The organism is Corynebacterium pseudopelargi (assembly GCF_003814005.1).
In the GTDB taxonomy this organism is placed as follows: Bacteria; Actinomycetota; Actinomycetes; order Mycobacteriales; family Mycobacteriaceae; genus Corynebacterium; species Corynebacterium pseudopelargi.
Genome location: NZ_CP033898.1, coordinates 1313252 through 1323978, shown reverse-complemented (window position 1 = coordinate 1323978; position 10727 = coordinate 1313252). Strand labels below are relative to the sequence as shown.

At 57.7% G+C, this 10727-nt stretch carries 10 protein-coding genes; all 10 read left to right on the top strand.

The annotated features are described in order from the left end of the window. Positions 1-11: 11 nt before the first annotated feature. The 10 genes from infC (at position 12) to CPPEL_RS06150 (ending at position 10719) form a co-directional block, all read left to right on the top strand. Entirely contained in the window at positions 12-533 is a 522-nt protein-coding gene (gene infC / locus CPPEL_RS06195) for a translation initiation factor IF-3 (RefSeq protein ID WP_123960307.1), read from the top strand. Between the two features lie 34 nt (positions 534-567). After that, the gene (rpmI, locus tag CPPEL_RS06190) at positions 568-762 is read left to right on the top strand and encodes a 50S ribosomal protein L35 (RefSeq protein ID WP_123960306.1); all 195 of its coding nucleotides are present in this window, start codon (positions 568-570) and stop codon (positions 760-762) included. A gap of 61 nt (positions 763-823) precedes the next feature. Beyond that, positions 824-1207: a 50S ribosomal protein L20 gene (gene rplT, locus CPPEL_RS06185; protein ID WP_123960305.1), complete on the top strand. Its 384-nt coding sequence runs from the start codon at positions 824-826 to the stop codon at positions 1205-1207. 365 nt (positions 1208-1572) lie between these two features. Further along, a complete protein-coding gene (locus tag CPPEL_RS06180) occupies positions 1573-2400 on the top strand; it encodes a TrmH family RNA methyltransferase (protein ID WP_123960304.1) in 828 nt (275 codons plus the stop codon). 68 nt (positions 2401-2468) lie between these two features. Next, positions 2469-3506, top strand: a complete 1038-nt coding sequence (gene pheS / locus CPPEL_RS06175) for a phenylalanine--tRNA ligase subunit alpha (RefSeq protein ID WP_123960303.1) — start codon at positions 2469-2471, stop codon at positions 3504-3506. A gap of 99 nt (positions 3507-3605) precedes the next feature. Continuing rightward, on the top strand, positions 3606-6110 hold the full coding sequence (pheT, locus tag CPPEL_RS06170; protein ID WP_123960302.1) for a phenylalanine--tRNA ligase subunit beta: 2505 nt from the start codon (positions 3606-3608) through the stop codon (positions 6108-6110). A 114-nt stretch (positions 6111-6224) separates the two neighbouring features. Continuing rightward, positions 6225-7292, top strand: coding sequence for an N-acetyl-gamma-glutamyl-phosphate reductase (gene argC, locus CPPEL_RS06165; protein WP_123960301.1), 1068 nt, complete (start codon positions 6225-6227; stop codon positions 7290-7292). Between the two features lie 58 nt (positions 7293-7350). Next, complete coding sequence (gene argJ / locus CPPEL_RS06160; RefSeq protein ID WP_123960300.1) at positions 7351-8529, top strand: bifunctional glutamate N-acetyltransferase/amino-acid acetyltransferase ArgJ; 1179 nt, start codon at positions 7351-7353, stop codon at positions 8527-8529. A 34-nt stretch (positions 8530-8563) separates the two neighbouring features. After that, positions 8564-9538, top strand: coding sequence for an acetylglutamate kinase (argB, locus tag CPPEL_RS06155; protein WP_123960299.1), 975 nt, complete (start codon positions 8564-8566; stop codon positions 9536-9538). Then, positions 9535-10719, top strand: a complete 1185-nt coding sequence (locus CPPEL_RS06150; RefSeq protein ID WP_123960298.1) for an acetylornithine transaminase — start codon at positions 9535-9537, stop codon at positions 10717-10719. The genes argB and CPPEL_RS06150 overlap by 4 nt, the downstream gene beginning before the upstream one ends. The last annotated feature ends 8 nt before the right edge of the window (positions 10720-10727 follow it).

Here is a 10727-nt window from a genome sequence, read left to right as displayed (position 1 = left end):
GAGGAGTCCCCATCAGCGCTGAAGCTCGCATTAATGAGCGTATCCGAGTCCCTGAGATCCGTTTGGTTGGCCCAAATGGTGAACAGGTAGGCATCGTCCGCATCGAGGATGCACGGAAGCTCGCTTATGACGCAGATCTTGACCTGGTTGAGGTTGCGCCCAACGCGAAGCCTCCGGTGTGCAAGATCATGGACTACGGCAAGTTCAAGTACGAACAAGCCCAAAAGGCTCGTGAGGCTCGAAAGAACCAGCAGCAGACTGTAGTGAAGGAACAGAAGTTCCGCCCGAAGATCGATGATCACGACTACGAGACCAAGAAGAACAATGTGATTCGCTTCCTTGAGAAGGGCTCGAAAGTCAAAGTGACCATCATGTTCCGCGGTCGCGAGCAGTCTCGCCCCGAACTTGGCTTCCGTCTCCTTGAGCGCCTCGCTGATGACGTCGCTGATTTTGGCGTGGTGGAAACCAAGCCGAAGCAGGACGGCCGCAACATGACCATGGTGTTTGGTCCTGTGCGCAAGGGCAAGAAGTAGAAACGTAACAGATTCGAAAAAGGACGTTAATCCAATGAAGCAGAAGACCCACAAGGGCACCGCTAAGCGCGTCAAGATCACCGGTTCCGGCAAGCTCCGTCGTGAGCAGGCTAACCGCCGCCACCTGCTCGAGGGCAAGCCCTCGACTCGTACCCGCCGCCTGAAGGGCACCGAAGACGTTGCCAAGGCAGACACCAAGCGCGTGAAGCGCCTGCTTGGTCGCGGCTAATCACCGCCAACACAATCTTCAGTTCCCAATAACACACCAAATAGATTAAGGAAGTTTTCAAGTGGCACGTGTCAAGCGCTCACTGAACGCAAAGAAGAAGCGTCGCGATATTCTGAAGTCCGCTAAGGGCTACCGCGGCCAGCGCTCCCGCCTGTACCGTAAGGCCAAGGAGCAGTGGCTCCACTCCATGACGTACGCATACCGCGATCGTCGTGCCCGCAAGTCGGAGTTCCGCAAGCTGTGGATCACCCGCATCAACGCTGCAGCTCGCATGAACGACATCACCTACAACCGTCTGATCCAGGGCCTGCGCCTTGCAGAGATCGAGGTTGACCGCAAGGTGCTCGCCGATCTCGCCGTGAACGACTTCGCTGCATTCTCCGCAATCTGCGAGGCCGCCAAGGCTGCTCTGCCTGAGGACGTCAACGCTCCTAAGGCTGCCTAATCTAGGCGCAAAAGCCTTCCACCCGGATCCCATGAGGATCCGGGTTTTTTATTTTCCCTAGCAAAAACCAGCAAGTTCACAGCACAGCTTGCAACCTAAGCCACAGGGCTTATCCTTTAACCTTCTACGCAGCACCGCCAACCCTGCTGGCCTGCAATATCTCCCTCCAATGCCATTGCGTTGCTTGAGCAGTTCAGTGCTGGGAACCGTGAGGCCTTCGAATCCTTAAATTGGACCAAGGTGTACTCCTAACCCCTGCAATACCTGCCCCGTAGCCTCGATGCCAGGGAAAGCTTTGTCGAGGTAGGGGCAGGTTTTTCGGTGCAACACTCAGACGATCGGGGGTCGGTTGCTACATTTGCCACATGGCCTCCATTGATTTTTCAGATCCATTTACTGAACGCACCCCACGGGTGGTGCAAGCAGCAAAACTGCACCGAAGCGCTGCGAGAAAGAAGGCGCAAAAGTTCATCGTTGAAGGCGAAAATTCCGTAGAAGCAGCCTTAGCCACAGGCTCTGCCACGGATCTGTTTATCACCGAGCAAGCAGCCACGCGGTTTGGCCACATCCTCACCTTGGCGCAGAACATGGGCGTGTACATCCATCCCATCAATAACCGCGCCGCGGCGCACATGTCCGATACCAAAACCACCACGGGCCTGTTTGCCATCTGCAACCCGGTGCTTTGGCCACTCAAGCAAGCACTGCGCGGCACACCGCAGCTACTGAGCATCCCGGTGGAAACTAATGAGCCGGGTAATGCGGGCACATTGATTCGTGTGGCAGATGCCATGGGTGCAGATGCTCTGGTGTTTGCAGGAGAAACGGTAGATCCACAATCCTCTAAGTGTGTGCGCGCATCTGCCGGCTCGCTGTTTCATTTGCCAGTAGCTCGCGAAAGCAATATTGAGGCCGTGCTGCAAAGCGTGCGTGCCCGTGGCATGCAGGTATTGGCTACGAGTGCCGATGGGGAAGTAGACCTCGATGATGCCGAAGAACTCCTGGCCAAACCTATCGCCTGGCTTTTTGGCAACGAGGCACATGGCTTAGGCTCTGAGCTATTACAGCAAGCCGACCACCGGGTGCGTATCCCGATTCGAGGCCGAGCTGAGTCTTTGAACCTGGCTACGGCCGCCTCTATTTGCCTCTATGAGTCCTCGAAAGTGCTCCACGCGGGTTCGTCGAAAAGCTAGGTGCCACAGCAAGGTATGATGGCGGGGTTGATTGCCTCGAAACACCAACGTGAAGGGTCTAAACAAGGGTGTCTGAAATCCAATTGAATGAAGAATTCCTCAACGATGCTGCCGAGCAGGCCGTCCAAGCCTTTGCGCAGGCCGATTCATTGGAGGAATTAGCTGAGCTTCGCCGGGCGCATCTAAGCGATGAAGCACCCATCCCACAAGCTCGACGCCAGCTCGGCAGTATCCCCAAAGAGCAGCGCAAAGATGCAGGCCGGTTGGTAAATATGGCGCGCGGCCGGGTGGAAAAGGCCTTCGCCGAGGCAAAAACCCGCTTGGAAGAAAAGCGCAATGCCGAGGTGCTGCGTGCAGAGCGCGTGGACGTTACCGAGCCAACCACCCGCAGCCAAACCGGTGCGCTGCACCCGATTACCACCTTGAGCGAGCAGATCGCCGATATCTTCGTGGCCATGGGCTATGAGGTGGCCGATGGGCCTGAGATCGAGGCGGAATACTTCAACTTCGATTCCTTGAACTTCATCCCCGATCACCCTGCACGCACCCTGCAAGACACCTTCCACGTGAGCGTGCCTGGTTCCAAGCAAGTGCTGCGCACCCACACCTCACCGGTGCAAATGCGCACCATGCTCTCGCGCGAAGTGCCGATCTATGTGGTGTGCCCGGGCAGGGTGTTCCGCACCGATGAGCTCGACGCCACCCACACGCCGGTCTTCCACCAAATCGAAGGCCTGGCAGTGGATAAGGGCCTCACCATGGCGCACCTTCGCGGCACGCTTGATCACATGGCCAAAACACTCTTTGGCCCAGAAACCCGTACCCGCATGCGCACCAATTACTTCCCCTTCACCGAGCCCTCGGCCGAGGTGGACGTCTGGTTTGCCAATAAAAAAGGTGGCGCGGGCTGGATCGAATGGGGTGGCTGCGGCATGGTCAATCCCAATGTGCTGCGCGCCGCAGGTATCGACCCTGAGGAGTACTCAGGATTTGCATTTGGCATGGGTCTTGAACGCACCTTGCAGTTCCGCAATGGCTTAAGCGATATGCGTGACATGGTGGAAGGCGACCTGCGCTTTACCCTCCCGTTCGGGGTGCAAGCCTAAACGCCGTCGCGGTGGCTCAAGATTGAGAAGCGATACAGGCCACCGAAGAGCAATGATCGCTGAAGTACACAAAAAGACGATTAAAGGAAGAACTGCTCCATGCTGATCTCTCAACACTGGGTCACCCGGCTGCTTGCTCACACCAACCCCGGCTGGTCTGTGTCCTCAGAAGAACTCGACGCCGGCTATGTTCGCGTGGGTTTCGAAACTGAAGGCTATGCGCCCATCCCAGAAACCACCGGCTCTTTGGTGGTTGGCCGGGTAGAAAAGATTGTGGAACTCGAGGGCTTTAAAAAGCCGATTCGCCACTGCCACGTCAATGTTGGCCAAGCAAATGGCAGCGGAGAGCTGCAATCAATCGTCTGCGGTGCCAGGAATTTCCAAGAAGGCGACTTAGTGGTGGTTTCCCTGCCCGGTGCAGTATTGCCGGGCAACTTCGCCATTGCCGAGCGTAAAACCTATGGCCAAATCTCTGCCGGCATGATCTGTTCGGCCGCTGAGTTGGGTTTAAGCGATAAGCAAAACTCCGGCATCATCGTCTTAGATGAAGGCGAGCCAGGCCAGGATGCACGCGAGATCCTTGACCTTGCCGATACGGTTTTTGACGTCAACATCACGCCCGATCGTGGTTATGCCCTTTCTGCTCGCGGCTTGACCCGCGAGCTGGCCAGCGCCTTCCAACTCGATTTTGCTGATCCGGCCGAGGATCTGGCCGTAGCCGGCATTGACACCTCTTCGGTCCCCGCGCCCGAGGGAGAAGTTTTAAGCGTTGATCTGCAAGAAGACACCAAGGCGCGGCGCTTCGGTTTGCGCAAGGTGGTCGGCATTGACCCGAAGAAGGAATCGCCCTTCTGGTTGCAGCGTGAGCTACTGCTGTGTGGCCAGCGCCCGGTCAATGCCGCCACCGATGTGACCAACTATGTGATGTTCCTGCTTGGCCAACCAATGCACGCCTTTGATGCCTCCTTGGTGCAGGGCAACTTGGTGGTGCGCCGCGCTGAAAAAGGCGAGAAACTCACCACCCTTGATCACGTGGATCGTGAGCTGCATGAAGAAGACGTGGTGATCGCCGATGATTCCGGCATCCAGTCGCTTGCCGGTGTCATGGGTGGAAGTTCCTCTGAGATCCAAGACGACACCACAGACGTGATCTTCGAGGCCGCGAACTGGGATCCCATCACTACCGCGCGTACCTCGCGCAGGCACAAGCTCAGCTCCGAGGCATCGCGCCGCTTCGAACGCGGTGTTGATCCGGCGATCATTGAAATCGCCCTCGACGCAGCCTGCGCCTTGCTCACCCACATCGCAGGCGGCAGTGTGAGCCCCGAGCGCACCCTGGTAGGCAAAGCGGAGGCACCGGCGGAAATTCGCATGTCCATTCGCCGCCCCAGCCAGGTTGCCGGCGTGGACTATAGCCCAGAAACGGTGATTGCGCGCCTGCAAGAAGTCGGTTGCGTGGTGGCTCGCGAAGGCGATGAACTTAGTGTGTTGCCTCCCACCTGGCGGCCTGATCTTGACCAGCAAGCCGATTTGGTTGAAGAGGTATTGCGCCTCGAAGGGCTTGAATCTGTTCCTTCGATCGTGCCTCCGGCGGCTGTTGGCCGCGGCCTTTCTCCTGCGCAGCGTCGCCGTCGCGCCATCGCGCACGCCTTGGCGTATTCCGGCTATGGAGAAATTCTTCCCACACCGTTTATTCGCAATGATGCCTTTGATGTGTGGGGCCTTGATAGCGAAGACCCGCGCCGTGCGACGGTAAAGGTGCAAAACCCGCTGGATAGCGACTACGCAGTGCTTGCTACCACCTTGCTGCCTTCCATGCTTGAGGCTTTGGGGCGCAATGTTGCCCGCGGCCGCACGGATGTTGCGATGTTCGGTTTGCAGCAGGTGGCCTTCCGTCGCGGGGATGGCACCTCGCCCATGTTGGATGTGCGCTCGCGCCCCAGTGAGCAAGACGTAGAGCAGCTTTTGGCCTCCTTGCCTTATCAGCCTTTGCACGTTGCAACGGTTGGTGCAGGTGAGCAGCAGTACAGTGGCCCTTGGGGCAAAGGGCGTGCGTATAGCTTTAGCGACGCTATTGAATCGGCCCGCATCGTTGCCCGTGCCGGAGGGGTGGAACTGGAAGTGCGCAATGCGGAGATGCTGCCTTGGCACCCGGGCCGTTGTGCGGCGTTGTTGGTAGACGATCAGGTAGTCGGTTACGCCGGTGAGCTGCACCCGCAGGTGCTTGAGCGCCTGAATCTGCCTGCGCGCACGTGCGCGATGGAGCTGGACGTCACGGCATTGCCCTTTGATGCGGTGTTGCCGGCTCCGGTGCTTTCGAGCTTCCCGGCCTTGCACCAGGATTTGGCCTTGGTGGTCGATGAATCCACCCCGGCAGAAGAGGTTCGCGCCTCGATCGTTGCCGGCGCTGGTGAATTATTGGAGCAGGTTGAGCTTTTCGACGTCTACCGTTCCGAATCCCTGGGCGCCGAGAAGAAGTCGCTGGCGTTTTCCTTGTCCTTCCGTGCTGCCGATCGCACGCTAACCGATGAAGAATGCAATGAGGCTCGTTTGGCTGCTGCTGAACGTGCGAAGCAGGATCACGGTGCCCAAATGCGTGCTTAAAAGGCCTACGCCTTAGCGTTTCGCCCATGCTTTCCAGGCATGGGCGTTTTGCATAATCTGCCACCAAAGGCAAATAAATTGTTTATGACTGCATAAAGTGTATAGTTCTTGAGTATGAATGCTTCGAAGTCCAGCGAACAACCACTCAACGTTGCAGTGGTAGGTGCTACCGGCTACGCCGGGGGAGAAGTCTTGAGGATCCTGCTGCAGCACCCGGCGTATCACCAAGGCAAACTCAGTATCGGATCACTCATGGCGGGCAGCTCTGCTGGAGTTTCAGTAGCAGAAGCCATGCCGCATCTGCCGCAGCTTGCCCACCGCACCATCGAAGCAAGCGATATTGATAAATTGCGCGAACACGACGTGGTATTCCTCGGCCTGCCGCACGGTCACTCCGCCAAGATCGCAGAACAACTCCCAGAAGACACCCTCGTGATCGACTGCGCTGCCGATTTCCGCCTGCGCAACGCCGAAGACTGGGAGGAATACTACGGTGGCACCTACGCAGGCTCCTGGCCCTATGGCATCCCAGAGATGCCAGGTGCAAGGCAGGCCATTGCCGCAAGCAACCGAGTCGCCATTCCTGGATGCTTTCCCACCGGCGCCACCTTGGCAATATGGCCAGCAGTAGCCAAAGGTCTGATCAAGTCACATATCAACCTAGTATCCATCACCGGTGTATCCGGTGGTGGAAAGAAGGCATCTGTGGGCCTGCTGGGATCAGAGACCATGGGATCGCTTAAGGCCTACAACACCGCAGGCAAGCACCGCCACAACCCAGAAATCGTGCAGAATCTTCAGGCAGTAGGCGGCCAAAATATCCGCCTTAGCTTTACTCCCGTGCTTGCGCCGTTGCCGCGTGGCATCCTCAGCACCGCCACCGCAGCACTTGCCGATGGCGTGGATGAGGCAACAGTGCGCGCAGCCTATGAGCAAGCCTATGCCGATGAACCCTTCGTGCACCTGCTCGCCCCCGGCCAGCAACCCCAAACCCAATCGGTGGTGGGCTCCAATGCATGCCAGGTGCAGGTAGAAGTAGACCACAAAGCTGGCACCGTGCTGCTGACATCAGCCATTGATAATCTCTGCAAAGGCACGGCAGGGGCAGCGGTGCAGTGCATGAATATTAGTCTGGGGTATGAAGAAACCGCAGGGCTTGCCATCGCCGGAGTAGCACCCTAAATAGTCGCCGATACTTGCGTACCGCACCTTTTACACATTCTTTTTCCAAGGAGCATCCATGTCATCTGATACCGCCACCGGTGTGACTGCAGCCGAAGGTTTTGCTGCAGTAGGCATTGCCGCAGGCATTAAGCCCTCAGGCAATACCGACCTAGCCATCGTGCGAAACCTCGGCCCCGAATACACCGCGGCCGGAGTTTTTACCCGCAACCGAGTGGTGGCATCGCCGGTGAAGTGGTCACGAAAAGCCATTGCAGATGGCGAACTAGAAGCGGTGCTGTTTAACGCGGGCAACGCCAATGCCTGCAATGGCGTCCAAGGTGATAAAGATTGCGCCGCGAGCGTCCAACACCTCGCCGAAGCATTGGATATTGCGCCAGAACGCATCGCTGCATGCTCCACGGGGCTTATTGGAGAATTGCTGCCCATGCAGCGCCTGCTCAGCGGCATCGACCAAGCCGCACCTGCGCTTGAAACATCCACAGCAGCAGGCCACGATGCTGCCACAGCCATCATGACCACCGACACGGTACGCAAAGAAACGCTCGTAGCAGGCGAGGGTTGGGTTTTAGGCGGCATGGGCAAAGGCGTTGGCATGATGGCGCCTTCGCTTGCCACCATGCTGGTGTGTTTGACCACCGATGCGTCGATAAGCCAAGAAGTAGCACAACAAGCCTTGGCAAAGGCCGTGGCAGTGACCTTCAATACCCTCGATGTAGACGGCTCTACCTCCACCAACGACACGGTATTGCTGCTTGCCAACGGTGCCTCCGGGATTAGCCCAAGCGTTGAGGAATTTGAACAGGCAGTGCTTGAGGCATGTGCAGATCTTGCCAATCAGCTTCAAGCCGATGCTGAAGGCGTGACCAAGCGTGTGCGGATCACCGTCACCGGTACCGATAGCGATGCGCAAGCACTTGCTGCGGCGCGCACCATTGGCCGCGACAATCTTTTTAAATGCGCCATGTTTGGTTCTGATCCCAACTGGGGTCGCGTGCTTGCAGCAGTGGGCATGGCCGATGCAGCCATGGACCCAGATAATATTTCGGTCTGGTTTAATGATCAGCCCGTTTGCCTTGGCAGCACCGGTGCGCCTGGTGCACGAGACGTTGACTTAAGCGGAGCAGATATCGATGTGCGCGTGGACCTCGGCACCGGAGGCTCCGGCGAGGCCTTCGTGCGCACCACTGACCTCAGCCACGCATACGTAGAAATCAACTCCGCATACTCCTCCTAGGATCAGGCTGAAAGCGCTGTAAGGAATAAGCACAATGAGCACAAGCGAACATTCGCCAAGCAATGAGCCCACCTTGACCCCGCAATTGCGAGCCCATGTGTTGGCCGAGGCATTGCCCTGGCTCCAGCACTTCCGCGACAAGATCGTTGTGGTGAAATACGGTGGCAACGCCATGGTCGATGAAGATCTCAAGGCCGCATTCGCAGCTGATATGGTGTTCTTGCGCACCGTGGGAGCAAAACCCGTGGTCGTCCACGGTGGCGGGCCGCAAATCTCAGCCATGCTCAAACGTCTAGGCCTCGAAGGGGAATTCAAAGGCGGATTCCGCGTCACCACCCCCGAGGTCATGGACGTGGTGCGCATGGTCTTGTTCGGGCAGGTAGGCAGGGATCTTGTTGGGCTGATTAACTCCCACGGCCCCTACGCCGTTGGCATGTCCGGCGAAGATGCGGGGCTGTTTAGGGCAGAAAAGCGCCTGATCGACGTCGCCGGTGAGATGACGGATATTGGCCAGGTTGGCAATATCACCCATGTGGATGCCAGCGCCATTAACGACATTATCGAGGCAGGCCGCATCCCCGTCGTATCCACCATCGCCCCTGGTGAAGACGGAGAAGTGTACAACATCAACGCCGACACAGCAGCCGGGGCACTCGCAGCCGCATTAGGGGCTGAGCGCCTGATTGTGTTGACCAATGTTGAAGGCCTCTACACCGACTGGCCGGATCGCAGCTCCCTTGCCTCGATGATTCGCGTTGGCGATCTAGCCAAGATTCTTGGCGATCTGGATGCAGGCATGATCCCGAAAATGGAAAGCTGCCTTCATGCCGTGGAGGCGGGTGTTGATGCAGCCCACGTGATCGATGGGCGAGTAGCGCACTCAGTGCTACTTGAGCTGCTTACCTCCGGCGGCATCGGCACCATGGTCATTAGCGATTCCGATGACAATGTGCACAAACTTCCCGAGCCTTTGTACCGGGAACACGATGGGCAAGGAGTAGAACAATGACCTCATCGCTGCAGCAACGCTGGTCAGCATCGTTGATGAACACCTATGGCACACCGCCGATTGCCCTTGTGCAAGGCAAGGGGGCAAAGGTCTACGACGCCGAGGGCAAAGAATATATCGATATGCTCGCAGGCATTGCCGTAAATTCTCTCGGCCATGCCCACCCGGCCGTGATTGAAGCCGTCCAAGCCCAGGTATCTACCCTGGGGCACGTTTCCAACCTCTTTGCCTCCCAACCGGTGATCGAAGTAGCCGAGCAATTACGCCAACGCTTTGCCCCAGGGCGTGAAGATGTCAAGGCGTTTTTCTGCAACTCCGGCACAGAGGCAAACGAGGCCGCGCTGAAAATTGCCAAGCTCAGCGGCAAGCGTCGTGTGTTGGCCGCACAACACGGCTTCCACGGCCGAACACTCGGTGCGCTCTCTATCACCGGCCAACCCGCTAAGCAGCGCCCTTTCCGCCCCCTCTTGCCGGATGTGGAGTTTTATCCCTATGGCGATATTGAGGTGTTGCGCTCCATGGTTGCCACCGATCCCGATGATGTGGCAGCGATCTTCCTCGAGCCGATCCAAGGCGAAACCGGCGTGATCCCCGCCCCGCCAGGCTTTTTAGAAGACGTACGAGCGCTGTGCGATGCCCACGGGATTTTCATGATCGTTGATGAGGTACAAACTGGTGCTGGACGCACTGGAGACTTCTTCGCCTTCGCCCATGCCAATGTGCTTCCTGATGTGGTGACCATGGCCAAAGGTCTTGGTGCAGGCCTGCCAATCGGCGCGGTACTCGCCCAAGGCAAAGCCGCAGAACTGATGCAACCAGGTGCGCATGGCACCACCTTCGGTGGCAACCCCGTAGCCTGTGCCGCAGCCTCTGCCGTACTAGACGTGCTCGATGCCGAATTCCTCAATCAGGTCAAGGCCAAAGGGGAGTACCTTGCAACCGAAATTGAGCAGCTACCCGGCGTCTCCTTCGTCCGCGGCCGAGGCTTGATGCTCGGTGTGGTGCTCGATGCAGCAATAGCCAAGCAGGTGGTTGCCGAAGGGTTGCGTCAAGGCCTCATCCTGAACAACCCGGCAGACAACGTGATTCGTTTGACCCCGCCGCTGGTGATTAGTGATGAAGAAATAGCAGAAGCTATCACGCGATTGGCCAAGGCGATCAGTGCAGCTCAAGGAGAATAAGGAAGAAC

Coding starts and splice junctions, on each gene's coding strand:
- CPPEL_RS06150 (WP_123960298.1), top strand. CDS start 9,535: ATGACCTCATCGCTGCAGCAACGCTGGTCAGCATCGTTGATGAACACC.
- CPPEL_RS06180 (WP_123960304.1), top strand. CDS start 1,573: ATGGCCTCCATTGATTTTTCAGATCCATTTACTGAACGCACCCCACGG.
- pheT (WP_123960302.1), top strand. CDS start 3,606: ATGCTGATCTCTCAACACTGGGTCACCCGGCTGCTTGCTCACACCAAC.
- argB (WP_123960299.1), top strand. CDS start 8,564: ATGAGCACAAGCGAACATTCGCCAAGCAATGAGCCCACCTTGACCCCG.
- argC (WP_123960301.1), top strand. CDS start 6,225: ATGAATGCTTCGAAGTCCAGCGAACAACCACTCAACGTTGCAGTGGTA.
- rpmI (WP_123960306.1), top strand. CDS start 568: ATGAAGCAGAAGACCCACAAGGGCACCGCTAAGCGCGTCAAGATCACC.
- argJ (WP_123960300.1), top strand. CDS start 7,351: ATGTCATCTGATACCGCCACCGGTGTGACTGCAGCCGAAGGTTTTGCT.